The organism is Arthrobacter sp. BE255 (assembly GCF_031457335.1).
Classification (GTDB): domain Bacteria; phylum Actinomycetota; class Actinomycetes; order Actinomycetales; family Micrococcaceae; genus Arthrobacter.
Window position 1 is genome coordinate 1 of the sequence record NZ_JAVDWK010000014.1, and the last position, 26,440, is coordinate 26,440.

The 26,440-nt window shown below is 66.6% G+C and carries 23 protein-coding genes; 16 read left to right on the forward strand and 7 right to left on the reverse strand.

Annotation, left to right across the window (positions count from 1 at the left end; translation table 11 throughout):
• From J2X42_RS19800 to J2X42_RS19810, 3 genes are all read left to right on the forward strand, one after another.
• A partial coding sequence (locus tag J2X42_RS19800) for a hypothetical protein (protein WP_396134121.1) occupies window positions 1-1,146 on the forward strand: 1,146 nt, incomplete at its 5' end.
• 257 nt (window positions 1,147-1,403) lie between these two features.
• Window positions 1,404-2,624: a serine/threonine-protein kinase gene (locus tag J2X42_RS19805; protein WP_310167611.1), complete on the forward strand. Its 1,221-nt coding sequence runs from the start codon at window positions 1,404-1,406 to the stop codon at window positions 2,622-2,624.
• Window positions 2,621-3,100 carry a hypothetical protein gene (locus J2X42_RS19810; RefSeq protein ID WP_310167612.1) on the forward strand — a complete coding sequence of 160 codons (480 nt, stop codon included), beginning with the start codon at window positions 2,621-2,623 and terminating at the stop codon, window positions 3,098-3,100. The genes J2X42_RS19805 and J2X42_RS19810 overlap by 4 nt, the downstream gene beginning before the upstream one ends.
• 69 nt (window positions 3,101-3,169) lie before the next feature.
• On the opposite strand, the gene J2X42_RS19815 is transcribed toward J2X42_RS19810, so the two are convergent.
• The gene (locus tag J2X42_RS19815; protein WP_310167613.1) at window positions 3,170-5,389 is read right to left on the reverse strand and encodes an NADP-dependent isocitrate dehydrogenase; all 2,220 of its coding nucleotides are present in this window, start codon (window positions 5,387-5,389) and stop codon (window positions 3,170-3,172) included.
• A gap of 241 nt (window positions 5,390-5,630) precedes the next feature.
• The gene (locus J2X42_RS19820) at window positions 5,631-5,855 is read right to left on the reverse strand and encodes a hypothetical protein (protein ID WP_310167614.1); all 225 of its coding nucleotides are present in this window, start codon (window positions 5,853-5,855) and stop codon (window positions 5,631-5,633) included.
• Window positions 5,856-6,135: 280 nt separating this feature from the next.
• Here J2X42_RS19820 and J2X42_RS19825 point away from each other — a divergent pair, with 280 nt between their 5' ends.
• Window positions 6,136-7,113, forward strand: coding sequence for a hypothetical protein (locus J2X42_RS19825; RefSeq protein ID WP_310167615.1), 978 nt, complete (start codon window positions 6,136-6,138; stop codon window positions 7,111-7,113).
• A 245-nt stretch (window positions 7,114-7,358) separates the two neighbouring features.
• Here the strand turns inward: J2X42_RS19825 and purH are convergent, their stop codons facing one another.
• Both purH and J2X42_RS19835 read right to left on the reverse strand, forming a co-directional pair.
• The gene (gene purH / locus J2X42_RS19830; protein WP_310167616.1) at window positions 7,359-9,029 is read right to left on the reverse strand and encodes a bifunctional phosphoribosylaminoimidazolecarboxamide formyltransferase/IMP cyclohydrolase; all 1,671 of its coding nucleotides are present in this window, start codon (window positions 9,027-9,029) and stop codon (window positions 7,359-7,361) included.
• Window positions 9,030-9,194: 165 nt separating this feature from the next.
• Window positions 9,195-10,127, reverse strand: coding sequence for a hypothetical protein (locus J2X42_RS19835; protein ID WP_310167617.1), 933 nt, complete (start codon window positions 10,125-10,127; stop codon window positions 9,195-9,197).
• A gap of 183 nt (window positions 10,128-10,310) precedes the next feature.
• Between J2X42_RS19835 and J2X42_RS19840 the strand changes: the two genes are divergently transcribed.
• Window positions 10,311-11,663 carry an MFS transporter gene (locus J2X42_RS19840; protein ID WP_310167618.1) on the forward strand — a complete coding sequence of 451 codons (1,353 nt, stop codon included), beginning with the start codon at window positions 10,311-10,313 and terminating at the stop codon, window positions 11,661-11,663.
• 49 nt (window positions 11,664-11,712) lie between these two features.
• Here the strand turns inward: J2X42_RS19840 and purN are convergent, their stop codons facing one another.
• Complete coding sequence (gene purN, locus J2X42_RS19845; protein WP_310167619.1) at window positions 11,713-12,276, reverse strand: phosphoribosylglycinamide formyltransferase; 564 nt, start codon at window positions 12,274-12,276, stop codon at window positions 11,713-11,715.
• 39 nt (window positions 12,277-12,315) lie between these two features.
• Between purN and J2X42_RS19850 the strand changes: the two genes are divergently transcribed.
• A complete protein-coding gene (locus J2X42_RS19850; RefSeq protein WP_310167620.1) occupies window positions 12,316-12,744 on the forward strand; it encodes a hypothetical protein in 429 nt (142 codons plus the stop codon).
• Between the two features lie 21 nt (window positions 12,745-12,765).
• Here the strand turns inward: J2X42_RS19850 and J2X42_RS19855 are convergent, their stop codons facing one another.
• Together J2X42_RS19855 and J2X42_RS19860 are read right to left on the reverse strand one after the other, a co-directional pair.
• Complete coding sequence (locus J2X42_RS19855) at window positions 12,766-14,076, reverse strand: DUF6350 family protein (protein ID WP_310167621.1); 1,311 nt, start codon at window positions 14,074-14,076, stop codon at window positions 12,766-12,768.
• 72 nt (window positions 14,077-14,148) lie between these two features.
• Complete coding sequence (locus tag J2X42_RS19860) at window positions 14,149-14,814, reverse strand: hypothetical protein (RefSeq protein ID WP_310167622.1); 666 nt, start codon at window positions 14,812-14,814, stop codon at window positions 14,149-14,151.
• 151 nt (window positions 14,815-14,965) lie between these two features.
• Here J2X42_RS19860 and J2X42_RS19865 point away from each other — a divergent pair, with 151 nt between their 5' ends.
• From J2X42_RS19865 to J2X42_RS19910, 10 genes are all read left to right on the forward strand, one after another.
• The gene (locus J2X42_RS19865) at window positions 14,966-15,427 is read left to right on the forward strand and encodes a DUF4383 domain-containing protein (RefSeq protein WP_310167623.1); all 462 of its coding nucleotides are present in this window, start codon (window positions 14,966-14,968) and stop codon (window positions 15,425-15,427) included.
• Window positions 15,428-15,635: 208 nt separating this feature from the next.
• Complete coding sequence (locus J2X42_RS19870; RefSeq protein ID WP_310167625.1) at window positions 15,636-16,562, forward strand: hypothetical protein; 927 nt, start codon at window positions 15,636-15,638, stop codon at window positions 16,560-16,562.
• A 358-nt stretch (window positions 16,563-16,920) separates the two neighbouring features.
• Window positions 16,921-17,748 carry an HNH endonuclease gene (locus J2X42_RS19875; RefSeq protein ID WP_310167626.1) on the forward strand — a complete coding sequence of 276 codons (828 nt, stop codon included), beginning with the start codon at window positions 16,921-16,923 and terminating at the stop codon, window positions 17,746-17,748.
• A gap of 180 nt (window positions 17,749-17,928) precedes the next feature.
• Window positions 17,929-19,362: an SPFH domain-containing protein gene (locus J2X42_RS19880; RefSeq protein ID WP_310167628.1), complete on the forward strand. Its 1,434-nt coding sequence runs from the start codon at window positions 17,929-17,931 to the stop codon at window positions 19,360-19,362.
• A complete protein-coding gene (locus J2X42_RS19885; protein ID WP_310167629.1) occupies window positions 19,355-19,603 on the forward strand; it encodes a hypothetical protein in 249 nt (82 codons plus the stop codon). Before J2X42_RS19880 ends, J2X42_RS19885 begins: the two co-directional genes overlap by 8 nt.
• 89 nt (window positions 19,604-19,692) lie before the next feature.
• Window positions 19,693-20,877, forward strand: a complete 1,185-nt coding sequence (locus J2X42_RS19890; RefSeq protein WP_310167630.1) for a glycosyltransferase family 1 protein — start codon at window positions 19,693-19,695, stop codon at window positions 20,875-20,877.
• Window positions 20,874-22,250: a UDP-glucose/GDP-mannose dehydrogenase family protein gene (locus J2X42_RS19895; RefSeq protein WP_310167631.1), complete on the forward strand. Its 1,377-nt coding sequence runs from the start codon at window positions 20,874-20,876 to the stop codon at window positions 22,248-22,250. Before J2X42_RS19890 ends, J2X42_RS19895 begins: the two co-directional genes overlap by 4 nt.
• A gap of 108 nt (window positions 22,251-22,358) precedes the next feature.
• Complete coding sequence (locus J2X42_RS19900) at window positions 22,359-22,625, forward strand: GlsB/YeaQ/YmgE family stress response membrane protein (protein ID WP_310167632.1); 267 nt, start codon at window positions 22,359-22,361, stop codon at window positions 22,623-22,625.
• Window positions 22,626-22,913: 288 nt separating this feature from the next.
• A complete protein-coding gene (locus tag J2X42_RS19905; protein WP_310167770.1) occupies window positions 22,914-24,986 on the forward strand; it encodes an EAL domain-containing protein in 2,073 nt (690 codons plus the stop codon).
• Between the two features lie 60 nt (window positions 24,987-25,046).
• Window positions 25,047-26,372, forward strand: coding sequence for an MBL fold metallo-hydrolase (locus J2X42_RS19910; protein WP_310167633.1), 1,326 nt, complete (start codon window positions 25,047-25,049; stop codon window positions 26,370-26,372).
• Window positions 26,373-26,440 lie beyond the last annotated feature (68 nt).

A 26,440-nucleotide genomic window follows, 5' to 3' on the forward strand; every position in this document is an offset into this window, starting at 1 on the left:
AGCGGAACCACCGCCGACGTCGCAGCCGCCGCCGACATCAACCTCGGCCTCGGAACTGGCAACGCCACCGACACGACCACCGACGTGGCCGCCGCGGCTGACATCGCAATCGGCCTCGGAAACGGCACCGTGACCGGCACTGACGGCAGCGGAACCACCGCCGACGTCGCAGCCGCCGCCGACATCAACCTCGGCCTCGGAACTGGCAACGCCACCGACACGACCACCGACGTGGCCGCCGCAGCCGACGTAGCAATCGGCCTCGGCAACGGCACCGTGACCGGCACTGACGGCAGCGGAACCACCGCCGACGTCGCAGCCGCCGCCGACATCAACCTCGGCCTCGGAACCAGCAACGCCACCGACCCGACCACCGACGTCGCAGCCGCAGCCGACGTAGCAATCGGCCTCGGAAACGGCAACGTGACCGGCACTGACGGCAGCGGAACCACCGCCGACGTCGCAGCCGCCGCCGACATCAACCTCGGCCTCGGCCTCGGAACCAGCAACGCCACCGACCCGACCACCGACGTCGCAGCCGCGGCTGACATCGCAATCGGCCTCGGAAACGGCAACGTGACCGGCACTGACGGCAGCGGAACCACCGCCGACGTCGCAGTCGCTGCTGACGTCAACCTCGGCCTCGGCCTGGGCGACGGCGCCACCGGCACTACCGGTGGCCTGGCTACCGCAGTCGACGTCGATCTGGGCTTGGACACGTCAGGTCTCCTGGATGATGTGACCGTCGGCGTCGGTGGATCCGTCATCATCGGCGGCGCCACGGACGGCAGCGTCACTCCGGGCACCGAAAACCCTGGCACTGATACACCGGGTACCGAAACCCCGGGCACGGAAACTCCGGGCGGCACCGGAACGGCCGGCGGCACGGACGCTCCGGGCACTGGCACTACCGGCACCAGTACAGGGTCCGGCGCGACCGGAATCACCGTCGTCCCGGCCGGCATCACCACGTCCGGTTCAACCGCCGGGACGGTATCCGCAGCAGCAAACACCATGGGCACCGCCACGGGTCAGGGCAGCGCTGCCGCCCTCGCCAACACGGGAATCGATGCTTCACTGGTTCCCGTCGCGCTGCTCCTGCTGGTTGCAGGCCTGCTGATGCTGCTGCGTCGGAAGACGTCCTAATCAGAACCAGCACTACGTGGTTTTGAAACCCCTCAGGCGTTACCAGTACCTGCCGTTCGCGGCAGCCTTCAGAAGGAGGTGGCCTACGACGAAACGTAATTAGGCAGTACTTGTCCTTGTGACCGAGGGTCCGGACGCCAAGGCCTTATGGCCTTTGCGTCCGGGCCACCGGTGCGCGGGAGGACCACTCCAGGAGGCGTTACCGGCCGGTACAATTAAGGCAGAATAGTGCCGCAGCGCACCGGAGGGAACTGGTCATGGTGGCGGATTCGCCTAGCTCCATCAAGCATGAAGTAGTCGGCGGACGGTATCGGCTGGGAGAAGTGATTGGCCGCGGCGGTATGTCATCGGTCTATTGCGCCAGGGACGAGAACCTGGGCCGTGATGTGGCCCTGAAGCTCTTCGCGCCGCAGGCTCCGGACGCAGACGAACTCAAACGCCAGGAAGCCGAAATCCAACTGCTGGCAACGCTCAACCATCCCAGCCTGGTCACGCTGTTCGACGCCGGAATCGATACCCGGATCCCGGACGAACCACGGCCGTTCCTCACGATGGAACTTGTGGAGGGCCAGGACCTTCGCAGCCGGATCAGGCACAGCGCAGTCCCCTTGGACGAACTGGCAGTCATCGGCGCCGGAACGGCGGACGCATTGGCCTACGTGCACAGCCTGGGCATCATCCACCGCGACATCAAACCGGGCAATATCCTGCTGGTGCAGATCCGTCCGGGCGAACCCCTGCGGCCTAAACTGACGGATTTTGGCATCGCCAGGATTGCGGACTCAACCCGGCTTACCGCCACCGGAACCATGGTGGGGACGGCAGCGTACCTCAGTCCCGAACAGGCCATGGGTTCCCCGCTGTCGCCCGCCACGGACATCTACTCGCTGGGCCTTGTCCTCCTGGAATGCATCAAGCAGACGATGGAGTACCCGGGCAGCGCCGTCGAGTCTGCCGTGGCAAGGCTGCACCGCTCGCCGGAAATCCCGGCTGACGTGCCTGCGGAGTGGGCTGACCTGATCCGTTCCATGACCGCCATCGAACCCCTGGAACGGCCCACGGCTGCAGACGTGGAAACCGCGCTGCGCCAGGCCCTGGTTTCCCCGGCTTCCACGCCGGGCGAGCTCGCACCCGAAACTACACGTGTGCTCCCGGCCATGCCCTTCAGGCCGCCATCCATAGCCATCACGGCGGAATCGGACGTGCCCGCGACCCGCGTGAGCCGCAACCTGCTGGGACTGCGGGACTGGCAAGACTCCGTGGCCGGGAGACGGGCCCGGGCGTGGGCGCGGCTTCGGAACGGCGGAAAGCGTGTCTGGCTCGTGGCTGTCCTGGCCCTCCTGGCGGTCGCGGCCGTCGCGGCCGCACTGACGTTCAGCCTGGCACCCCAGCAGACTCCCGACGTCGTCCCCTACCCCACCGTCACCGGAACCGTTGGCGACCATCTCAAGGAACTCCAGGAGAGCGTGCGTCCATGAGCTCTGCAAACAACGGCCACCGGCGCTTGCCACGAGCCCGGGGTGTGGCGGCCGCCGCAGCCCTTCTGCTTGCCGGGTCCTTGGCCGCCTGCGGCCCTGCCGACACTGGCCTTCAGCACGACGCCGCCCGGCAGCTCCAGCAGCGTGTCCTGGGCGTCAGCGAGGCGGCGGCCGGCAACGACCCCGCCGGGGGGCTGGCTGCCTTGGACGGCCTTGAGGCAGATCTGGCTGCCGCCTTCGGAAACGGGCAGGTCTCCGAGGACCGCCGGCGGAGCATCATGACGGCGGCCGCAGCCGTCCGCGCCGACCTCGCCGCGGCCAAATCAGCGGCAGACGCAGCTGCCGCGGAAGCTGCGGCCGCGCAGCAGCAGGCCGACGCCGCGGCTGCTGAGGCCGCCAAGGCAACCCCCGCACCGGTGGCGCCGGCGCCCGCCCCCGGCAAGGGAAACGACGGCAAAGGCAAAGGCAAGGACTGACGGCTGACACAGAAAAAAGGCGGCGCCCCGGGTTCCCGGGGCGCCGCCTTTTTTACGTCTGGCTTAGAACTAGCTCAGGGTTGCGATGACCCTGTTCAGCGTTGCCGAGGGACGCATCGCTGCGGACGCTTTGGCCTCGTCCGGACGGTAGTAGCCTCCGATATCCACCGGAGAGCCCTGGACCGCGGCGAGTTCGCCGATGATGGTCTCCTCGTTGGAGGACAGCTCCTTGGCCACAGCCGCGAACGATGCCGCCAGCTCCGCGTCCTCGGTCTGCTTGGCCAGTTCCTCGGCCCAGTAGCGGGCGAGGAAGTAGTGGCTGCCGCGGTTGTCCAGCTCACCGGCGCGGCGGCTCGGGGACTTGTTCTCCAGCAGGAACGTGCCGGTGGCCTTGTCCAGGGTGTCGGCCAGGACCTGGGCACGGGCGTTGTCCGTGGTGGTGGCAAGGTGTTCAAAGCTGACGGCGAGGGCAAGGAACTCGCCCAGGCTGTCCCAGCGCAGGTGGTTTTCTTTGAGCAGCTGCTGGACGTGCTTGGGGGCGGAGCCGCCGGCGCCGGTCTCGAACAGTCCGCCGCCGTTCATCAGCGGAACAACTGAAAGCATCTTGGCGCTGGTGCCGAGTTCGAGGATGGGGAACAGGTCCGTGAGGTAGTCGCGGAGCACGTTGCCGGACACGGAGATGGTGTCCTCGCCCTTGCGGATGCGTTCCAGGGTGAAGGCGGTTGCCTTCTCCGGGGACATGATCTCGATCTCCAGGCCCTCGGTGTCGTGGTCCTTGAGGTACTCGCGGACCTTGCCGACGAGGTTGGCGTCGTGTGCGCGGGTCTCGTCCAGCCAGAACACGGCGGGCGTCTTCGAGGCGCGGGCACGGGTGACGGCCAGCTTGACCCAGTCCCGGATGGGGGCATCCTTGGTCTGGCAGGCGCGCCAGATGTCGCCCGGGGCAACCTCGTGTTCGATCAGCACCGCACCGGAGGCGTCGACGATCTGCACCGTTCCGGCTTCCTGGATCTCGAACGTCTTGTCGTGGCTGCCGTATTCCTCCGCGGCCTGGGCCATGAGGCCCACGTTGGGGACGGTGCCCATGGTGGTGGGGTCGAAGGCGCCGTGGGCGCGGCAGTCGTCCAGAACAACCTGGTAGATGCCGGCGTAGGAGCTGTCCGGCAGGACCGCCAGGGTGTCGGCTTCCTTGCCGTCCGGGCCCCACATGTGGCCCGAGCTGCGGATCATGGCGGGCATCGAGGCGTCCACGATGATGTCAGAGGGAACGTTCAGGCTGGTGATGCCCTTGTCCGAGTCCACCATGGCCAGTGCCGGGCCGTCTTCCAGGCCCTTCGTGATGAGTGCCTTGACGCCGTCGCGGACGTCCTCCGGCAGGTCCTCGAGGCCGTTCAGGATAGCGGCGAGGCCGTTGTTGGGGCTCAGGCCGGCGGCGGTGAGCTGCTTGCCGTAGGTCTCGAACAGTTCAGAGAAGTAAGCCTTCACCACGTGGCCGAAGATGATGGGGTCCGAAACCTTCATCATGGTGGCCTTCAGGTGCGCGGAGAAGAGGACGCCCTCTTCCTTGGCTCGGACAACCTGGGCAGCCAGGAACTCGTCCAGCGCGGCGGCGCGCATCACGGTGCCGTCGATGACCTCGCCGGCAAGAACGGGGAAGGCCTTCTTCAGGACCTTGACCGAGCCGTCTTCGCGGACCAGCTGGATGGCGATGGTGCCGTCGGCGTCAATGACCACGGACTTCTCGTTCGAGCGGAAATCGTCCTTGCCCATGGTGGCCACGTTGGTCTTGGAGTCGGCGGACCAGGCGCCCATGGAGTGCGGGTTCTGGCGTGCGTAGTTCTTCACGGACAGCGGCGCGCGGCGGTCCGAGTTGCCTTCGCGCAGGACCGGGTTCACGGCGGAGCCCTTGATCTTGTCGTAGCGCGAGCGGACGGCCGTTTCCTCGTCCGAGGAGGGGTTGTCCGGGTAGTCCGGCAGGTTGTAGCCCTGGCTCTGGAGCTCGGCGATGGCGGCCTTCAGCTGCGGGATGGAAGCGCTGATGTTGGGCAGCTTGATGATGTTGGCTTCCGGCGCCTTTGCCAGTTCACCCAGTTCAGCAAGGGCGTCACCGATCTGCTGTTCCGGGGTGAGGTAGTCACCGAACACGGAGATGATGCGGCCTGCGAGCGAAATGTCACGGGTCTCCACCTCCACACCTGCTGTCGAAGCAAACGCCTCGATGATCGGCAAAAACGAATAGGTAGCCAGCATCGGCGCTTCGTCGGTGTGGGTATAGATAATCTTGGACATGCGCGGGCGTCTCCCTGGAGGTCGGCTGATTTTTGGAAAATCCGGTCTATTTCACCATGGTTAACTTACCCGAGGACACGGGTTTGAACCCTACCCGCAGCCGTACGCGCTGCTCCGTTACTGCCGGATTACAGCGTTGGAAAACGCACGACGGCGCCACGCACCGCCGGGCGGGAGGCCGCCGTCGCGCGCTGCTTCCGGGAGTTGCTTTCGGCAGTCGCGTGCCAATTCGCCCGTTCAGTCAGCGGCGCTTGTGGGGAACATCACTGGGCCAGACCTGCACATACTTGGGATCGCGGCGGCGCAGCTCCTCCGTTGCGGTGAAGGTGTGGACCGGGTCAACATCGCGCAGCTGGAAGGCTTCGGCCTGGGCTGCCAGGTGCGCGGCAACCTCCTGCGTCTCGGCAGCGGAAAAGTGACGGCCATTGAGGGCGGACTTCTTGGCGGGCTTGCGGAAGGAAAACATGACGAGGGCCCCAAATCTCTTACATGTCCGGAGCCCAGTCGGACAGCCATTGCTGTGCTTCAAAATTACCCGCCGCCGGGAGTCGCTGCCAGACCGGACACCCGGATTCACCACGTTCTGCGGGATTTTTGTGGTTCCGCTGCGGCTTCCACACAGTTCAGGCGCTGACCATACATGAGACGTCACTACTATTTACAAAGTTGTCATATCCGGATAAATTCGGTAGGTCACTCGGCGGGCTTGACTGGAGCCCTCCCCCACCCGTTTAGACAGGACAACCATGACACGTACGAGGTCTCTGGCTACCAGCCTTCTGAGCCTTTCCGCAGCCGCACTGCTGGCGTTGACCACGGCCGGCGGAGCAACTGCAGCACCCGCCGCATCCGGGGACAAGGAGCAACCCTCCGTCACCAGCGCCGCCGTGGACAGCACGGGAGCCGCCGACTACTGGACCGCCGACCGCATGCGCAGCGCCATCCCCGGCGATGTCCTGGCAGGAAAAGCCCTGGAGCGCGGCAACACCTCCAGCGCTGCCCCGGTGGAGAAGGGTAAGAACACCAGGATCCAGGCAGGCAAGGGCAAGACCACGCTAGCGAAGCCTGAAGCAGCGGTCGACCACATCGGCAAAGTCTTCTTCACCCTCGGCAACGCCAACTACGTCTGCTCGGGCAACGCGGTTGTCTCTGCGAACAAGAGCACCGTGGCCACGGCCGGGCACTGCCTCAACGAGGGCCCGGGAGCCTTCGCCACGAACTTCATCTTTGTTCCTGCCTACAACAACGGCGCCACCCCGTACGGCAAGTGGACCGCCAGGGCCTATTACGCCCCCAGCGACTGGAGCACCTATGGCGACATGCAGTACGACACCGGCTTCGCGGTGATGAACACCCTCAACGGCCAGTATTTGTCAGACGTTGTGAACGAATCTGGCGTCGAATTCAACGCGGCCCGCGGCCTGACGTACAAGTCCTACGGGTACCCGGCGGCACGGCCCTTCAACGGTGAAACGCTTTGGAGCTGCTCCGGCACCGCCTCACCGGACACCAACAACAGTGGGTTCGGAACGCAGGGCATCCCGTGCGATATGACCGGCGGGTCTTCGGGCGGCCCCTGGTTCACGCAGACGAGCCCCACAACCGGCGCAAGCGGCCTGCAGAACTCCATCAACAGTTACGGCTACAGCGGGTCACCGGTGATGTACGGCCCGTACTGGGGCACCGTCATCCAGGACACGTACAAAAGTGCAGCCGCTTCCTAAGGATTCCTCGCCAGGCGGCGAATCCGTCAGCCACAGCGAGCCCGCCCAGACGCACGAGGAGATCCTCGAGTACTGGACGCCGGCGCGGTTGGCGGAAGCAAAGCCCCGGGAGCTCCGGCTTCCGGAGGAGGGGTCCGCGCCTCAAGCAGCGGGGCGCGGATCTTCAACAAGGGAGTCCTAAGAGGTCCTTAAAGCCCGACGGCGGCTGTCCCCACCCAGGGGACAGCCGCCGTCGACGTTAAGCCTTAGTGGAAGAAGTGCCGGGCACCCGTGAAGTACATGGTGACCCCCGCAGCGTTGGCCGCGGCGATGACTTCCTCGTCCCGGACGGAACCGCCCGGCTGGACCACGGCGCGGACGCCGGCGTCGATCAGGATCTGCAGGCCGTCGGCGAACGGGAAGAACGCGTCTGACGCTGCAACGGCACCGCGTGCGCGCTCAGGTGCGCCGCTCGCGTCGGCGTTGGACGCACCGCCGGCACCGTCGACGTCGGACTCCACCTTGACGCCCAGCGTGTTGGCCCGCTCCACGGCGAGGCGGCAGGAATCCAGGCGGTTGACCTGGCCCATGCCGATGCCCACGGCGGCACCGTCTGCGGCGATAAGGATGGCGTTGGACTTGGCGGCCCGGCAGGCGGTCCAGGCGAAGGCGAGGTCTGCCAGCGTCTGCTCGTCTGCGGCCTCACCGGCGGCGAGGGTCCAGTTGGCGGGGTTGTCGCCGTCGGCGTCCACCTTGTCGGACATCTGCACGAGGACGCCGCCGGAAACCTGGCGCATTTCCGCCGGGTAGCGGCCGTAGCCTTCGGGCAGGGCGAGGAGGCGGATGTTCTTCTTCTTGGACAGGATCTCCATCGCCTCAGGCTCGAAAGCGGGCGCGATGACCACCTCGGTGAAGATGCCGGCAACAGTCCGAGCCATGCCGGCCGTGACCGTGCGGTTGGCGGCAATGACGCCGCCGAAGGCGGAGACGGGGTCGCAGGCGTGGGCCTTGGCGTGCGCGTCGGCGATCGGGTCTTCAGCGTCGGCGGAGCCAACGGCCACACCGCACGGGTTGGCGTGCTTGATGACGGCGACGGCCGGTTCGGCGAAGTCGAACGCGGCGCGGAGGGCTGCGTCGGCGTCAACGAAGTTGTTGTAGCTCATGGCCTTGCCGTGCAGCTGGTCCGCCTGCGCGATACCCGCGGGAGCGGCCTTGTCCACGTAGAGTGCGGCCTGCTGGTGCGGGTTTTCGCCGTAGCGGAGGACCTCGGAACGCTCCAGCGCAACACCTGCGTAGGCAGGCCAGTCGATGACGCCGTCGCCGTCCTCATCCAGGAACTGGCTGGCAGTCCAAGTGGCCACGGCGTTGTCGTACGTAGCGGTGTGGGCGAACGCCTTGGCGGCGAGCCGGCGGCGGGTCTTCAGGTCAAAGCCGCCTTCAGCCGCAGCGGTGACCACCTGGCCGTAGAAGCCGGGGTCAACAACAATGGCGACGGCGGCGTGGTTCTTGGCTGCCGACCGCACCATTGCGGGGCCGCCGATGTCGATCTGCTCGACGACGTCATCCTGCTCGGCGCCGGACTTGACGGTCTCCACGAACGGATAGAGGTTCACCACCACGAGGTCGAAGGTTTCGATCTCCATGCCGGCGAGGGTTTCCATGTGCGCCGGGACGCGGCGGTCTGCCAGGATGCCGCCGTGCACGCGCGGGTGCAGGGTTTTGACGCGGCCGTCCAGCATTTCCGGCGAGCCGGTGACTTCCTCGACTTCCTGGACCGGGATGCCGGCCTCGGCAATCTTCTTGGCCGTGGAGCCGGTGGATACGATCTTCACGCCTGCTGCGTGCAGGCCCTGGGCGAGCTCCTCCAGACCGGTCTTGTCGTAAACCGAGATGAGGGCCCGGCGGATGGGAACACGGTCAAGCTGCGTGAAGCTCACAAAAGTCTCCGTCTTATCTCGCGGACCAGTGCCGCGGTTGGTGGGGATACCGCCAGTTTATCGCGTCGCCGGGTCTGCCCCGACGCCGGACCTACGTTGCGGGGCCAGCTCTGCGTGGGTTGAGGCGCCAGACCCCCGCAGAGTAGGCCCCGCAACGGCATTCATCTACGACGCCGGACCCCGCCAGCCGCGTTCGGCCAGCGCCCGTCGGAGCTTCAGCTCCGATGCCGGCCATCCGCGGCCCAGCTGCAGCTTCGAGAAACGCAGCACCGTCCAGCCGATTCCGCGCAGCCTGTCGTCCCGCTCAATGTCGCGGCCCCATTGGATGGCATCGGTGCGGTGGTGTTCCCCCTCATACTCCAGCGCGATCCTGTACTCCTTGTATTGGAGGTCCGGAGTGGACACGTAGTGGCCGCCCTCATCGTGGATCGGTTGGGTGACTGCCGGTTCCGGGAGGCCGGCGTCGAGGATCTTCATCCGCAGGCGGGATTCCTGCGGAGAGTCGACGCCGTGTCTCAGCAGCGGCAGTACCTCGCGTGCTAACCGTATGCCTTTGACCTTGGGGCGCCGGTTCACGACTTCCTGGATCGCCTTCACCGAAGACAACGGCGCCGTGCGGGAGAGCATTGCGTCCCCGGCCGCCACCAGCGCGTCCCGGCCCAGCATCCCGGCCAGGTCAACCCATGTCCATTCAGGCGAGGTGAGGGAATATCCGTTTACCGTCCGGACGTCGCGGGCAAGCAGCGGGGCCCTGTGACCGACCACTCCCCTTCGCTTGATCCGCCCTATCTCCGCTCGGCGCGTGATGTGGATGAGGCCAAGTTCCGTAGCCGCAGCCTGCACCGATAGCGGCAGCGGCAGTGGCCACAACAGCGCTGACGTGACATGGCTGACGGCGCAGCGCTGCGTTACTCCGGTATGGAGTCTGGCCAACAGCTCCAGATCCGGCTGCGTGCCTTTGGCAAGGCGGAGCCCGCGGCTGGGGGTCAGCAGTCCCGTGCTTTCCAGACGCCAGCGTGGTACCCCTGCCGCGTAGGCTTCGCTGACCAGGAAGCCCCGGGCCTCGAGATGAGCTGGCAGCGGGGCGGCTTTCGACATAGGTCAATGCTGGCCCGGATGAGGGGTGCCTGGGAGGTTATCCACAATTTAAGGCCCTTGCCGAGGATTGACTTCCCCTCCACAACACTTGCTGGGCCTGCTCTGCGTGGTTGGAGAGCCCGCAGCGACGCAGAGCGGGCCCAGCAACGAAGGGTGCCTCTAAGATTTAGGCAGGAGGCAAAAATGAATACGTACACCACTGTGCCCAGCGGCGAACAGGTGGTCCAGGAGCTGCCGTGGCGTTGGAAGGTCCAGGGGCGGATCTTCCTCATCGGCGGCCTGGGTTTTATGTTCGATGCCTGGGATGTCACGCTCAACGGCATCCTCATCCCCCTGCTTTCCACGCATTGGGCGCTGGCCCCGGGCGAGGTTGCCTGGGTGGGTACTGCCAACCTGATAGGCATGGCCCTGGGCGCGTTTGTGTGGGGCACCATCGCTGACACCATCGGGCGCAAGAAGGCCTTCACGGCCACGCTGCTGATCTTCTCGCTCTTCACGGTCCTGGGTGCCTTCTCCCCCGACTTTGTCTGGTTCTGCGTCTTCCGCTTTATGGCCGGCTTTGGGCTGGGCGGCTGCATCCCGGTGGACTACGCCCTGGTAGGTGAGTTCACTCCCCGGAAACAGCGCGGAAAGGTCCTGACGGCCATGGACGGCTGGTGGCCGGTGGGCGCCGCCCTGGCCGGCTTCGTCTCTGCGGGTCTGGTGGCCGCGTTCGGTGACTGGCGCCTGACCATGCTGGTCATGGTGCTGCCCGCGCTTTTGGTGTTCTGGGTCAGGCGCAGCGTTCCGGAATCGCCGCTGTTCCTCATCCGCAAGGGCCGCCGTGACGAAGCGGCAAAGGTCATCGACGATCTTGTTGAAGCCACCGGCGCCGAACCGCGCGCCTATAGCCTGCCGGATGCCCAGGAGGTCCCGAGGCTTTCCGCCGGCAGCGCCTGGCACCAGCTTCGCCTGGTGTGGCAGTTCAACTGGAAGATCACGGCCACGGCCTGGGCCCTGTTCTTCAGCATCCTGCTGGTGTACTACCTGTCCCTGACGTGGATGCCCAGGATCCTCATCGGCGCGGGCTTCGCTGAGTACAAGGCGTTCGTGACCACGGCGTCGATGGCCGCCGTGGGACTTTTGGGCGTCATCGTGGCCGCCCTGCTGGTGGAGCGCGTGGGCCGAAAATGGATCCTCGCCATCACCGGGCCGCTGTCCGCAATGACCCTGGTGATTGTGGCCATTGTGGTGGACATCCCCACGGCTGCGGTGTTCTGGCTGCTGGTGTTTGGCTTCGTGGTGCAGGTAGCCATCCCGGTGCTGTACGCCTATGTTTCCGAGCTCTACCCCACGGAACTGCGCGGCACCGGGTTCGGCTGGGCGTCCACGTTCTCGCGTCTCGGCGCAGGCTTCGGACCCCTGATCTTCGCGAACTACTTCTGGCCGGAACTGGGCCTTGCTACGTCCTTTGCCCTGGCCGGCGGGCTTGTGCTGGTGGCGGTGCTGTTCATGGCGTTCTTCGCCCCGGAGACCAAGCAACGCCGCCTCGAGTAACCGCCACTGCCGCCATTACCCCACCGAGGCGGGGACGCGGGTTGGCGGGTCAGGCGGCGGCGAGGGCTGCCAGGGTGGATACCAGAAGGCGGCGCTCCACCACTTTGATGCGTTCGTGCAGGGTTTCCTCGGAGTCGGATTCCTCGACGGTCACGGCCTCCTGGGCGATGATGGGCCCGGTGTCCACGCCGGCGTCGGCCCAGTGCACCGTGCAGCCGGTGACCTTCACGCCGTAAGCCATGGCATCACGTACACCGTGCGCTCCCGGGAATGCAGGCAGCAGGGCAGGGTGGGTGTTGAGGTACCTGCCATGGAAGGCCTCGATGAAGTCGGCGCTGACGATGCGCATAAAGCCGGAGGAGACCACCACGTCCGGGGCGTAAGAAGCCACCTTCGCGGTCAGCGCGGCATCCCATTCGTCGCGGGTGGGGAACGAGTTGAAGTTGACCACGAACGTTTCCAGCCCCGCCTCGGAGGACCGTTCGACGCCGTACGTCCCCTCCCGGTCGGCGCCCACCGCGGCGATTTCCACGTCCAGTTCCCCTGTCTTGACGGCGTCGATGACAGCCTGGAGGTTGGAGCCGGTACCGGAAACAAGGACTACGATGCGCATGGGTCTAGCTTATGGGCAGGCTCGCGTAGGCTGGAAAACATGAACACCACCCCGGAACCCGCTGGCCAACAGCGGACCAAACCCCAGCTCAGCGAGGCGGCCAAGAGCTCGCTGAGCACCACGCACAACCTGTTCCGGATTTTCCTCGTCACCGTGCTGGGCTCGTTCTTCGTCTTCCAGCTCGACATCAGCTACCTCTGGCTCACCGGCATCCTGACGGCAGCGAGCTTTGTCCTGGGCGTCCTGCTGCTGATCCGTGCGGTCCGGCTCAAGGAATCCAGGCTGGTGCTCTTCGGTACCATTTCGGGCCTGTTCGTTTCCCTGCTCATGGTGCTGGTGATCCTGGCCGCGTCGGTGTTCTTCGATGAGTTCCGCGGCTACCAGCAATGCGTCCGCGAGGCCATCACGGAGCAGGCCAAGTCAGGGTGCCAGATCGCGGTGGAAAACTCGTTGCCCCGGCTTCCCTAAGGTAAGCCTCCGGACCTGGGCCTACAGCGCCAGCTCCGCTTCCTCTTCGACCTGCTGCTGGCGTTCCAGCCAGGGCCCGGCCGCGTAACCGATGACGACGCCGATGCCCACTTCCGCGGCCACCCAGACCGCTGTCCATAACGGGTCGGGCCCGATGTCTGTCAGGCGTCCCAGGCCGGCGGAACCGCGTGCCAGCCAGGCGAGCCCGGCGGACAAAAGCCCGGCGACCGCCCCGATCAGCACACCAAGTGCCAGCGTAGACACGGTGGCCGTGAACCAGCGGGCGTGGATCTTGATGGAGAGCCATTCGTCGAAATGGTTCTCCCCTGCGCGCAGGAACCACCAGCCCGCCAGTACACCGGCGAGCACCGGCACCACCAGCGCCACGAACCCGTACTCCAGCGAGCCGGAGGGGATGGCTGCGAACACGGGAATGGACGGCAGCGGCCCGGTGGCGGTTCCCAGCGGACCCACCTGCGATCCGACGCCCATGGCAAAACCGGATCCGGATGCCCAGGCGAGCGCAAACACGGCGAGGTTGGGGAGGTACCCGAGCTGAGCAATGGTCAGGGCGGCACCTCCGAGGGCACCGGCGTCGAGCGCTTCATAGACGGCCACCACCAGGTTCCAGTGGATGAAGAGGTCCACCGCGAGCAGCACGCACGCGAGGGCCAGTGCGGACGCCAGCGCCACGAAGCCTGCCTTCGCTGCAGAGGCCAGATAGGACCCTGCCCAGCGGGAATGCTGGCTGGTGCGGGAAATCCAGGCCACCGCGTCGACGCCGATCAGCCGGCTCCACGAGCCTGCCTCGCGCCGGGCACCGATCGCCATTCCCAGGGCGTACGGGATCAGCGGGATGAGCATGGCGTACCAGAGGTTGATGACGACGTCCTGCGTGCGGCACACGAATGCCGTGGCCGCGCCGAACGCCGCGTAGACCACCCATGATCCCAGCAGGGCCTGCCACAGCTGGTCGGTATAGGAAGCCCGGGCCAGCCGCCGCCCCGCACGCCAGGCAAGCAGGAACGGAATCAGGGTGAGCCCCAAAGGAATCAGCGTCAGCATGTCGGACCCTGAGCCGCCGGCTGCGCCGGATCCGACATCTGCCAGTTCCAGCGGCACGCCGTGGATCAGCAGCCATGCCTGGCCGGCCAGCCGGGCCAGGACGTCGAACGACGAATTCTGGAATCCGGCCGTAGCCCAGACCGCGACGATCGGCGCGATCACCACAAGCGCCGAAATGATGGCTGCCTGCGCCGTCTCGAGCCCGCCCTGCAGCCACAAGGGCATGGGAAGGCCACGGTCTCCGGTCTGATCAGCGCGCAGTTTCATCGTGTTCCATGGTGTCACGGAGCGGCCCTCCCGCCCGTTTGCGACAGGCTCAACAGGCCCACGAGACGCGCCTCACCAGAGCTGGTAGTCCTCCACGCTGATCAGGAAGCCGTGGCCCGTGCGGAGGTGGGCGCAGACCATCTTTCCCGGCTCCCGCGAACACACCATGTTGCCGATCCGCACGGTCTGCCCATCCTCCATCCACGGTCCGGGAAAGTCCGGCCCCGCCACCTCTTCGGCCTCCATGGGCGAGATGCCGTCGCCGCACAGGCCGTACTGCGGCCCGCCGTCCAGCGTGACCACAGCATACCCGCCGCGGTACTCACTGATGCCACGGCACTGGCCCCTGATATCAGCGGGGCGCGGGGAAACGTCGCTGAGCAGGTGGCAGGCGGCGGCGTCGGCCCCGATGGAGCACTGCATGTCGCGGTTCCGTGACTGCACCACCACCGGCAGCGCCGCCCGCCAGGGCTTCACGTTCACCTTGGGCAGGAGTTCTTCGGCCCGGTTCAGCGGGCGGTCCGCCTGGGGAGCCGGTGCCTGGGCAGCGGACGACGACGGCGGGGCATCCGCCGCCGGTGATGGCGCCGTCGTCGTGCCTTCAGCAGGTCCCTCCACCGGGCGCTGGCCGCTCACCTCAAGCGCCCCGACCGCGGGCGCCCGGCCTTCGGGGACGGCAACACTGCAGCCGGCCGCGCACAGCAGCAGGACAGCGCCCGCTAGGACAGTTCGGAGCATCAGGGGGACGGATCGCATAAGGGTCCCAGTCCAGCAGAATGCGTCAGTCCTGTCGCTGGGCAGAAGTCCCCATCCGCGGCCCTTCCGGAGCTTTTTCCAGAGGTCAGCCGTAAAATTGGAATGTCCGCAATCAGTGGTTGGAGGCAGAAAAATGACTACCGCATCCCCACATGCACACGGCGTTCATTTCGGGCGTGCAGACGTCCAGAATGCCGGCATGGGTGTAGGTATTCTCTTGATCGTGGTCGGCATCCTGGGCTTTATCCCGGGCGTCACCACGCAGTACAGCGAATTGATGTTCCTTGGGCCCGATTCCCACGCCATGTTCCTTGGCCTGTTCCAGGTGTCCATGCTGCTCAATATTGTGCAGCTGGCCATTGGCGCAACCGGCTGGGCAATGTCACGAACCGAACATGGCGCGCGTAATTTCCTCTTGGGCGCCGGCGCGCTGTACATCGTCCTTGCCATTTTCGGTCTCAGTGTCGGTGCAGGTTCGGCAGCCAATTTCCTGTCGCTCAACATGGCTGACAACTGGACCCACCTGGTACTGGGCGTAGCGATGATTGCTTGTGGCTGGCTGTTGTCCCGCAACATGGCCAGCGGCAGGAGGTAACCCGGATATCGAAACCGGGATATAGGAGCCGCGTATGAGGTTAGTTCAATAAATTCTGAATATTCGTCCTAATGGCTGGTGCAGTTGACCGCGGTGACGCGGACAGCTGTACCGGCTTTTTCGTGGACCGGCCCACGAAAAATTAATGCTGGACGGTGGGTTGGACCCGGCGTACCGTGGTGTTCCATCGGACTAGGGGGTGGATCGGATGGGGGCGATACCGCGGACTCTTCGCCGCCCTGCCCTCCGGTCCTTCCTGCTGGCTCTTCTGGCCGCCGTGGCGTGGCTTGTGTGGGGAGCCGGAACAGCCACCGCTTCCAGCCTGGTCCCGGACACCGGGGATCCGCTGAAACCTGCATCGTCCCTTCTTGCGGACGCGACTCCTCCGAAGGCGCCTCCCGTGGTGGCAGGCACCGGTGCTGTGGCCGCGGCCACCGCAGCTTCCCTCGTGAATCCCGTGACAGGCCTCGCAAACTCCCTGGCCGCTCCGGCTCTTCCGGTGGTCGCCGGCACTGTTGACGCAGCCACTGCCATGGTGCCGGGCCTTCCCGAACTCCCCCTCGTGCAGGCGCCCCTCCCGCTTCCCTTGCCCGAAGTCCTGCCGTTACCTGACGAGTTGCCGCCGCTGCTGCCGGGGCTCCCGCCCGCGCCGCTGCCATTGCCCCTCCCTGATTTGCCGCTGCCCGGCCTTCCACCGCTTACGACGCCGGCACCCGGCCCGGTGCCGACCGCGGCACCCAGCCTCCCGGCGTCGGACATGGGTGCGGGCAGTGACGCTCCCGTCCTGATCCCTGCGGCCGTCCCTGCTGCTCAAACGGGGTTGGCGGGCACAGCCGCCACGAACATTCTGCGGTTCGGCTTCGCTCCTGCCCAGGACCGCGCCGGGTTGGCCCCGCCTGCACAGGTGACTTCTTCCGGCCCGGAGGACGGGACTGAAAACCCCCACCCGCCGGCGCCTCCTGCCGTGGCGAACCAGGCCGGGCAGGCCAACCCGGGATCTTCCGGTCCAGTGGGTGTGGCGGACCTTGGCGGGTCGTGGCCGGCTCTGCCCACTCCCACCAGTGAAGCAAACCTGTCCGGCTCCGAGACGCTTCCGGCCGGTCCTTCCTTCGATCCCGGGTCTTCACCCGACTGAACAGGTCAACTCTGCCCTTTTCGCGGCAGAACATGACCACCGCGCACCACCGGCGCGCGGACACCACGTTCAGTCAGGAGAAACCGTCATGTCCAACTACAACGCTGAGATCAACCGCGCCATCGTCACGTCGACCGTGGGCAACTGGCCAGACCCGATGCGCAGGCTCGGCTAGGCCCTGGTGGGGTGGGGCGGTACTGGGGGGCCGCCCCACCCCTGGCGCGAACTGGCAGGTATTACCGGAAAATCCGAGTTTTGAGGGTAAAACGTGCCAGTTCGCGCTTAGAAGTTGGGGCCCCAAGTGTACGTTCGCGCCTCAGGTGGCAGGGAAAACCTGTGCCGCTGGAACAATGGGCCCATGAGCGCCATCATCCTGGGCTGGGACCCGGCCCGCTGGGACCGCTGGAACTACGCCGCCGTTGGTGAAGAGGTCGCCGTTACAGGGCTGCACCTGGAGCCCTGGACCGTCAGCCGAAGCGTGGCTGCCGGCACGGATGTGTGGCTGCTCCTGCTGGGAGACCACGGGCCCGGCCTGATCGGCCATGGAGTGGTCCTGTCGGCAGCCACTGACAGCGCTGACATCACCATGCAGGTGGCCTTCGACGCGCTCCTGCCCCTCGGCGACCAGGTGTCCGCAGATGTTCTCCGGGAAACAGCGCCCGGGGCCGCATGGGACACCGCCGGCTTCGCAGGCACCGTACTCGCACCCGGAGACGAGCAGGCCGTCCGCGCACTCTGGGCGGAGCATGGCCCGCCGCAAGGAACCGACCCGACCCAGCCGGTGCCCGGCACGTACCCGGAGAGCGCCGTCGCCCGGGTTACCGCCAACCGGTACGAACGCGATCCCGAGGCGCGGCGGGCGAGCATCGCGCATCGTGGCACCAACTGCGCGGCATGCGGGTTCTCCTTCGAACTGGCCTATGGCGAAATTGGCGCGGATTTCATCCACGTCCACCACGTGGTGCCCGCGTCGCAGCTTGGCAACGGTTACCTGCTGGATCCTCTTACGGACCTGGTTCCGCTGTGCGCCAACTGCCACGCCATGGCGCACCACCGGGTCAGCTCGCCGCGGAGCGAGGCCGAGCTGCGGCACCTCATCGCCGCCGCCGGCTATCTCCGCGGAAACACCGTGACCCCCGAGGAGCTCGAGGCCCAGCGGGCTGCCCGCGAGATCCTCGGCCACTAGGGCAACGGTAGGCCCGAAACAGCCCGTGCTCTGGACTCTTGGGCGGGCGCCGATCACACTGGCTACAACAGCTGGCCAGGCCGGCCGGAATTGCATGCAGGAAAACCGGCAGGGAATGGGCAGCTGCATATATCGGAGCTTTACCGCGGTGCTGTTCCGCATCTGTGAAAGGACCTGGCCATGCCGGATCTGTCAGCATTTTTCCCGCTGATTGCCGCGATTATCGGGGCGATACTGGTGGTCGGTTTTGTGTGGGTGGCCATCAAACTGATGTGGAAAGTGGCGGAGCCCAATGAGGCCCTGATCATCTCCGGCCTGACCCGCGGAACCCTGGATACCCGGGCCGGCATGGACTTCAAGATTGTCACCGGAAAGGGTGCCTTGGTATTTCCGGGCCTGCAGACTGTCCGCACCCTCTCCCTCACGCTGAATGAAACAGAACTCAAGGTTTCCTGCGTGACCTCCCAGGGAATCCAGGTGATTGTGGAAGGGGTGGTTATTTACAAAATCGGTGACGCCCCGCCGTTTATCGCTAACGCGGCCAGGCGTTTCCTGGGCCAGCAGCCAAAAATGGAAAGCCAGGTCTACAACGTCTTTGAGGGCCACCTGCGGTCCATCATCGGAAGCATGACCGTGGAGGAGATCATCCGCGAACGGGACAAGCTCGGTTCGCAGGTCCGCAGCGCCAGCGGGGTGGAAATGGAGAAGCTGGGGCTCGTGGTGGATTCCCTACAGATCAAGGACCTGCAGGACCCCACCGGGTACATCCAGAACATCGCCAAGCCCCACATCGCCCAAGTGAAGATGGAGGCCCGCATCGCCGAGGCTACCCGGAACCGTGAGGCGGCGGAGAAGGAAGCCGAGGCGGCTGCCCTGATCGCGGACGCGCAGAGCGTTTCGGCCATCAGGCAGTCGGTGGCGCAGGCCAACGCCGAGCGGGCCAAGGCCAACGCGGCCCAGGCGGGCCCGCTGGCGGATGCCACGGCCCGGCAGCAGGTGGTGGTCCAGGAAACGGAAGTGGCCAAGCTTGAGGCGGACCGGGAAGAGCAGAAGCTCCAGACCACCGTCCGGAAGCCCGCCGACGCCAAGGCCTACGCCAAACGCACCGACGCCGAGGGCCAGAAGGCGGCGGACATCAGTGCGGCCGAGGCGCTGGCACGCCGCACCGAGCTCGAAGCCCAGGCCAACGCCCGGAAGACGGAGCTCCAGGCACAGGCGAACGCCACCGCCGCCGCTGCCGCCGCCGGAGCCACGAAGGTCACCGGTGAAGCCGAAGCAGCAGCCACCAAAGCGCGCGGGGACGCCGCGGCCTCAGCCATCAAAGCCAAAGCCCTGGCAGAGGCAGACGGCATCAAGGCCCGCGCCGAAGCACTCGGGACCAACCAGGAAGCCGTCATCTCACAGCAGCTGGCCGAGAACATGCCGGCCATCATCGCCGCAGCGGCCGAGCCCTTCTCCCACGTGGGCCAGATGACGGTGCTGAACGGCGGCGAAGGCGTCAACAAGATGCTCGGCGGAATCCTGGCGCAGGTGGGCGACTACCTCCCGGCCCTGTCCGCGGCACTGAAGAACAGCCGGGAAGGCAAGCGGCCCCCGAAAGCCCCGGATGCATAAGGACGTTGACCGGAGCCTGACCGGCAAAATCGGGCGGGTGACCGGGCGCATCGGCCCCGGCACCATCGGCGAAGTCATGCTGCCCTACCTGGGCGGCACCAACGCGTTCCATGCCCACCCGTTCGACAAGGCGAGCACCTTCGCGGTGGGCGACGAAGTGCTGGTCATCTACTTCGAACCGCCGCAGACCGTCTACGTGGACGAACTTCCGGAGGTGCTGCGGCACGGCGAAAACGCCTGACCAGGCGCTCCTGATCTGTTAACCCAACCTTTCCCTCCGCTCTACCCGCGCGCCCCCGCACCGTCAGCCCGGGCGCCCACCGTGGAGGGGTGAGGATCGCAATAGTCGCTGAATCATTCCTGCCACTGATGAACGGGGTGACCCACTCCATCCTGCGGGTGCTGGAGCACCTGGAGGAACGGGGCCACGAGGTCCTGGTCATTGCTCCTTCAACGCTGGACACCAGGGACACCGCGGTCCCCGAGGCTGTGCACGGTGCGCTGGTGTACCGGCTGCCCTCGGTCCCGCTGGCCGGGTACACCAACGTCCGCGTGGCGATGGGCGGTGTGTACCGGGTCAAGCGAATCCTTGCCGACTACGCACCGGACGTCGTCCACCTGGCGTCGCCCTTCGTCCTGGGCTGGCGCGCGGTCCAGGCCGCGCACCAGCTGGGCATCCCCACCGTTGCGATCTACCAGACCGAGGTCCCCAGCTACGCCGCCCGGTACGGGGTGCCGTTCCTGGAGAACTGGGCCTGGAACCGGGTGGAGAACATCCACCTGCTGGCCACCCGGACGCTGGTCCCATCCACGTTCGCCCTGAACCAGCTCCGCGGCCGCGGTATTCCGCGCGTGGACATGTGGCGGCGCGGCGTGGATACTGCCCGGTTTTCGCCCGGAAAGCGCGACGACGGATGGCGGGCTTCGGTGGCTCCCGGCGGTCAGCGGATCATCGGCTATGTGGGCAGGCTGGCCATCGAGAAGCAGGTGGAGGACCTGGCCGCCCTCGCCCGGGTGCCGAACACGAAGCTGGTGATCGTGGGCGACGGCCCCCAGCGGGCGGCCCTCGAGGAAGCCCTGCCGGACGCCCTGTTCACCGGCTTCCTCGGCGGCGAGGAACTTGCACGGGCGGTGGCGTCGTTTGACCTCTTTGTCCACCCCGGCGAGTTCGAAACGTTCTGCCAGACCATCCAGGAGGCCATGGCATCGGGTGTCCCGGTAGTGGCCACCGGCCGTGGCGGCCCCCTGGATCTGGTGGAAAACTCCCGCACCGGCTGGCTCTACCAGCCCGGTGACCTGGCCGGCCTGCGGGCGCACGTGATGGACCTGATCGGCGACGACGCCAAGCGCCGCGCCTTTGCCGCCGCAGCCCACGCGTCTGTGCAGGACCGGACCTGGCCTGCGCTGAGCGCCGAACTGGTGCGGCACTACCGTTCGGTGATCGCCGGCCAGCCGGTGGCTGGGCCTGCCGCAACCCCTCGACGCCTCGAAACCAAGAGCGGAGCAACCCTGTGAGAATCTCGGTCATCGGCTGCGGCTACCTCGGCGCCGTCCACGCCGCCACACTCGCCTCGATGGGCCACACGGTGGTGGGCATCGACGTCGACGCCGCCAGGGCGGACCACCTCAGCCACGGGCACGCGCCCTTCTTCGAACCCGGCCTGGACGAACTGCTCCGGGACGGGCTGGGCACGGGCCGGCTCACGTTCTCCACGGACTTCGCGGACGCCGCACGCGCCCAGGTCCATTTCCTGTGCGTGGGGACGCCGCAGTCCAAAACATCCGACGGCGCCGACCTCACCTTCCTGGTGTCCGCTGCCAAGGCGCTGCTCCCGCACCTGGCGAGGGGCGCCGTCGTCGTTGGGAAATCAACGGTGCCGGTAGGCACTGTGGAGATGCTCCGCGGAATCCTGGCGCGGCGGCCCGACGTGCTGCTGGGCTGGAACCCGGAGTTCCTGCGGCAGGGCACCGCGGTCAAGGATTCGCTGGTTCCGGACCGGTTGGTTTACGGCGTCTCCGGCGGGCGGGCCGCCGCTTTCGATCCCGGTTCGGGTGCGCCGCGTGGTGTGACCGCGGCCCTGGATTCCGTCTACGAGCCGCTGCTGAACGCCGGGATTCCCAGGCTCGTCTCCAACTTCGCCACCGCCGAATTGATCAAGTCGGCGGCCAACGCGTACCTGGCCACCAAGGTCAGCTTCATCAATGCGATGTCCGAACTGTGCGATGCCTCCGGCGCCGACGTGACCGAACTCGGTGAAGCAATGGGCCTCGATCCGCGGATCGGCAGCCGGTACCTGCACGCCGGCCTGGGGTTCGGCGGCGGCTGCCTGCCCAAGGACATCCGAAGCTTCCGGGCACAGGCCGCCGCGTTGCAGGTGGACTCCGTGGAGGAGTGGATGGGCGTGGTGGATGGCATCAACCTGGGCCAGCGTGCCCGCACCGTGGATCTGGCACGCGAACTCTGCGGGGACCTGGCCGGCCGCACTGTGACTGTCCTCGGTGCCGCCTTCAAGCCGGACACCGACGACATCCGGGACTCCCCCGCGCTCGACGTCGCGGCCCGGCTCGCCGCTGCCGGCGCCCATGTGACCGTGACCGACCCGAAAGCCATCAACAACGCCTGGATGCGCTACCCGCAGCTGCGTTTTGAGATGTCCACCCGCCGCGCGCTTGAGGGCGCAGAGCTGGTGCTGCTGCTGACCGAGTGGGAGGAGTACCGGCAGCTGTGCCCGTCCCTGGCCGGCGGCCTGGTCCGCCGCAGGGTCATGGTGGATGCCCGGAATGTCCTGGACGCGGGGGCCTGGGAGGCAGAGGGCTGGGTTGTCCGGGGACTGGGCCGGCCGGCCGTGCCCCAGACTGCTGCTGCGCTGCCCGGACTGCGCAACTAATTGTCGCCTTTTCGATATCCGGGAGTCCTTGCGATGTAGTAAGTACACTGATTGAATTGGATGACGGGGTGAGGCATCGGCACCACTTATCGAAAAGGAAGTGTGATCATGGGAATTCTTGGATTTCTCATTTTGGGCCTGATAGCTGGAGCGATTGCCAAGGCAATCCTGCCCGGCAGGCAAGGAGGAGGCTGGCTCGTCACCCTCGTCCTGGGCGTCGTCGGCGCAATCCTGGGCGGCTGGATCGGCTCCCTGATCTTCGGCGGCGGACTGGCTGAATTCTTCGACCTCAGGACCTGGCTGCTTGCCATCCTGGGTTCCATCATTGTCCTGCTGGTCTACGGCATGGTCGCCAAGCGCGGCAGCCGCGTCTAACAATCACCAGCAACTACGAAAGGCGCCGTCCCCCGCAAAAGGGGAACGGCGCCTTTTCTCTGTGCCCGGCACTTTGCTCCTCCACCGGAAACCGATTCCACCCGCCGCATTGATATCCCGGATTCGCACTTTATGATGTGCGTGGGGGGTGATCGCGTCATGGCGGGTTCAGGACGGCACAGCGGGGACTTGTCGGCAGAAGCTTTTGGCGATGACGCTGCCGCGGCGGAGACTTCCAACCCAGGCACTCTCCCCACTTTCACCGGCCAATCAGCGGCCAGCAACGCCATGTTCGAGGCGAGCCCGGATGCGCTGCTCGCGATTGCCGAAGACGGCCGAATACGGATCGCCAACGCCGCCGCATCCCGGCTGTTCGGCGTGGCAGCCGACGAACTGGTCGGCAGTGACCACCGGGACCTGCTGTCTGAGGGCTTCCGGAACGAAATCGAGCAGATCTTCCGGCACCTCAGAAACCTGGAGCCGATCCTGCCGCGTGAAGTGTACGGAGTCCACAGCGACGGCACCGAGTTCGCCGCCGAGATGGCCGGCGCCTTGCTGGAATCTCCCGACGGAGCCCAGCTGCTGGTGTCCATCCGCAGCACGTCGCACCGGAAGGCCGCGGACGCAGACCTGCGCGAGGCCATGTCGCTGCTGACGGCAACGCTGGAATCCACGGCGGACGGCATCCTGGTGATCAGCTCGGACGGCAGCGTTGCGGGGTTCAATGACCAGTTCCTGAAGATGTGGGGCATTCCGCCCGAGCTCCTGGAAGGCGACAGCGAAGAGCCTGTCATGAGGCTGATCATCTCCCAGGTTGAGGATCCGGAGGCCTTTGTCGCACGGCTCACCGAAGTGGAAGAAAGCCCCGAATCAGAAAGCCACGATGTGCTGGACTTCAAGGACGGCCGGACCTTTGAACGCTATTCGAGGCCCCGGCGGGTGGGCGAAAAGATCGTGGGCCGGGTATGGAGCTTCCGCGACGTCACCCCCCGACGGAAGGCGCAGGAGCAGGCGCAGCAGGCCATGCTGGACCTCGCCGCCCAGGCCGAACAGCTCCGGGCCCTGGCTTTCCAGGACCACCTGACCGGGCTTGCCAACCGGGCAGTCTTCAAAGACGGCCTGGCAGCGGCGCTGAGCGAGCCCCGCCTCAAGACGGTGGACGTCTTGCTCGTTGACCTGGACGACTTCAAGGAAGTGAACGACATCCTGGGCCACCAGGCCGGCGACGACATGCTGGTTGAAGTGGCGCGCCGGCTCCGCGGCTGCGTCCCCACCGCGGATGTGGTGGCGAGGCTGGGCGGGGACGAGTTTGTGGTTTTGCTGACAGCCTGCCCCAACCCCGATGAGATTGCGGCGTGCATCGTCAGGTGCCTGCACGTGCCGGTCACCATCAACGGCACGGTGCTGAGGCCCAGCCTGAGCCTGGGAATGGCCTCGGCCGGTGCGGACGCCATCAGTCCGTCCGAGCTGCTGCGTCAGGCCGACATTGCCATGTACGCGGCCAAGGCCGCGGGCAAAAACCGCTTCCTGCGGTTCCATCCGCAAATGATGGCGGCCCTGGTGCAGCGCACGGACATGGAAGCCGGGCTCCAGCTGGCTGTTCCCCGGGGTGAGATCTCGGTAGTGTTCCAGCCCATCGTGTCGCCGCGGATGGGGAAAGTGGTGCAGGTCGAGGCGCTGGCCCGGTGGGACCGCGGTGGCGTGCGCGTCCCGCCCTCGGTCTTTATCCCGCTTGCTGAGCACAGCGGACTGATCAGCGAGATCGGCGAGGAAGTGATGGCGCTCAGCCTCGTGCAGCTGGCGCCATGGCTGGGTGAAGACCCGTCGCGGTCGCTCGCAGTCAACGTCTCCGGCGTGCAGCTGCAGGACACCAACTTTGCCGCCGGCGTGCTTGGCCTCACCGAAGCCAGCGGCGTCGGCGCCTACCAGCTGGTCCTGGAAGTCACCGAGAGTGTATTTTTCGACGCCGACGGCAGCTTGATCAACCAGCTCAGCAGCCTGCGCGAGGCCGGCGTCCGGGTGGCGCTGGATGACTTCGGCACCGGCTATTCCTCGCTGGGCCGGCTCCAGGAGCTCCCCGTGGACACCGTCAAGATCGACCGGACATTTGTGTCCATGGTGCGGACCGGTGAGGAGCGGCTGCCGATCCTCAGTTCCATGATCAACATGGCGCACAGCCTGGGCCTGACAGTCACTGCCGAGGGCGTGGAAACGGCCACACAGGCGGACTACCTGACGGCGCTGGAGTGCGATTCCCTGCAGGGTTACCTGTTCTCGCTCCCGGAAACGGGGAGCCGGCTGGAGCTTGCCGTGCGGCAGGCGGAGCAGGCGATCGACGCGCTTAACGGCCGCCCGGGCTGACGCGGCGGCGTCGCCGCCAGGACACGGCCAGACGAGCCCCTATGCGAGGAGAATGGTCCCATGGACGTCGTTGTCATCGAAACCCGGCCGCTCGGGGACCGCAGCTACCTGGTCCACGACGGGCAGGTGGCTTTGGTCATCGATCCGCAGCGGGACACGGACCGGGTGGAGGCCGTGGCGGCTGAGGCCGGCGTCACGATCACCCACGTTGCTGAAACCCATCTGCACAACGACTACCTCACCGGCGGGCTGATCCTGGCCCGCGCCCACGGCGCCGCCTACCTCGTGAACGGGGCAGACGCCGTCGAGTTTGACCGCGTGGAAATAGCCGACGGCGACACCGTCCGGGTGGGCCGGCTCACCCTGAAGGCGGTGGCCACGCCGGGCCACACGCACCACCACCTCAGCTACGTGGTGACGGACGGCGTGGACCAGGCGGTGTTCTCCGGCGGCAGCCTGCTGTACGGGTCGGTGGGGCGGACGGACCTGGTCAGCGACGAGGACACCGAAAAACTCACGCACGCGCAGTACTCCTCGGTCCGGCGCCTGGCCGCCGAGGCAACGCCGGACGCCGCCCTGTACCCCACCCACGGGTTCGGCTCGTTCTGTTCGTCCGGGCCGGCGTCGGGCGTCCATGCTTCCACCATCGCCGAGCAGCAGGGCACCAACCACGCCTTCACGGATCCGGACGAGGACCACTTTGTGCGGGAGCTCATCACCAACCTGACCGCCTATCCGTCCTACTACGCGCACATGGCCCCGGCCAACCGGACGGGCCCGGTCCCCGCAGACCTCGCGGTGCCGGAATCGCTGGATCCGGCCGAACTCAGCCACCGGCTGGCAAACGGCGAGTGGGTGGTGGACCTGCGCAACCGCGTGGCGTTCGCCAGCAGCCACCTGCAAGGGTCGGTCAGCTTCGAGTACGGCCGCGGCTCCAGCTTCACCGCCTACCTGGGCTGGGTCCTGCCGTGGAACCGGCAGCTGACCCTGGTGGGAGCCCGCGACGACGTCGAAAAGGCCATCCGCGATCTGTCCCGGATCGGCATCGACTCCCCCGACGCGGCCCTCGGAACCGAGCCGTCGGCACTGGCGCCGGGCACCGCCGTCGCGCATTATCCGCGCGTGGACTGGAACGGGCTGCTGCACGGCCGCGGCGCAGGCGACGTAGTGCTGGATGTGCGGCGGACCGACGAGTACGACGCCGGCCACGTCGCCGGGGCGGTGAACATCCCGCTGCATGAGCTGCTCGGGCGGATGGCCGAGATTCCGGCCGGCACCGTGTGGGTGCACTGCGCCACCGGATACCGCTCCGGGGTGGCCGCCAGCCTGCTGCAGCGCGCCGGCAGGGACGTGGTCCATGTGGACGCGAGATACGGCCCTTCTTGAGCTGTGAGGGATATCATAGGGATGCGTCTCCGCCCAGGTCTCGGGCGGGCCCAGGTCTCACGTTTTTA

Coding starts and splice junctions, on each gene's coding strand:
- J2X42_RS19885 (WP_310167629.1), top strand. CDS start 19,355: ATGCATAAGGACGTTGACCGGAGCCTGACCGGCAAAATCGGGCGGGTG.
- J2X42_RS19910 (WP_310167633.1), top strand. CDS start 25,047: ATGGACGTCGTTGTCATCGAAACCCGGCCGCTCGGGGACCGCAGCTAC.
- J2X42_RS19905 (WP_310167770.1), top strand. CDS start 22,914: ATGTTCGAGGCGAGCCCGGATGCGCTGCTCGCGATTGCCGAAGACGGC.
- J2X42_RS19870 (WP_310167625.1), top strand. CDS start 15,636: ATGGGGGCGATACCGCGGACTCTTCGCCGCCCTGCCCTCCGGTCCTTC.
- J2X42_RS19875 (WP_310167626.1), top strand. CDS start 16,921: ATGAGCGCCATCATCCTGGGCTGGGACCCGGCCCGCTGGGACCGCTGG.
- J2X42_RS19880 (WP_310167628.1), top strand. CDS start 17,929: ATGCCGGATCTGTCAGCATTTTTCCCGCTGATTGCCGCGATTATCGGG.
- J2X42_RS19805 (WP_310167611.1), top strand. CDS start 1,404: ATGGTGGCGGATTCGCCTAGCTCCATCAAGCATGAAGTAGTCGGCGGA.
- purN (WP_310167619.1), bottom strand. CDS start 12,276: ATGCGCATCGTAGTCCTTGTTTCCGGTACCGGCTCCAACCTCCAGGCT.
- J2X42_RS19865 (WP_310167623.1), top strand. CDS start 14,966: ATGACTACCGCATCCCCACATGCACACGGCGTTCATTTCGGGCGTGCA.
- J2X42_RS19825 (WP_310167615.1), top strand. CDS start 6,136: ATGACACGTACGAGGTCTCTGGCTACCAGCCTTCTGAGCCTTTCCGCA.
- J2X42_RS19860 (WP_310167622.1), bottom strand. CDS start 14,814: ATGCTCCGAACTGTCCTAGCGGGCGCTGTCCTGCTGCTGTGCGCGGCC.
- J2X42_RS19855 (WP_310167621.1), bottom strand. CDS start 14,076: ATGAAACTGCGCGCTGATCAGACCGGAGACCGTGGCCTTCCCATGCCC.
- J2X42_RS19835 (WP_310167617.1), bottom strand. CDS start 10,127: ATGTCGAAAGCCGCCCCGCTGCCAGCTCATCTCGAGGCCCGGGGCTTC.
- J2X42_RS19810 (WP_310167612.1), top strand. CDS start 2,621: ATGAGCTCTGCAAACAACGGCCACCGGCGCTTGCCACGAGCCCGGGGT.
- J2X42_RS19850 (WP_310167620.1), top strand. CDS start 12,316: ATGAACACCACCCCGGAACCCGCTGGCCAACAGCGGACCAAACCCCAG.
- J2X42_RS19820 (WP_310167614.1), bottom strand. CDS start 5,855: ATGTTTTCCTTCCGCAAGCCCGCCAAGAAGTCCGCCCTCAATGGCCGT.
- J2X42_RS19900 (WP_310167632.1), top strand. CDS start 22,359: ATGGGAATTCTTGGATTTCTCATTTTGGGCCTGATAGCTGGAGCGATT.
- J2X42_RS19840 (WP_310167618.1), top strand. CDS start 10,311: ATGAATACGTACACCACTGTGCCCAGCGGCGAACAGGTGGTCCAGGAG.
- J2X42_RS19815 (WP_310167613.1), bottom strand. CDS start 5,389: ATGTCCAAGATTATCTATACCCACACCGACGAAGCGCCGATGCTGGCT.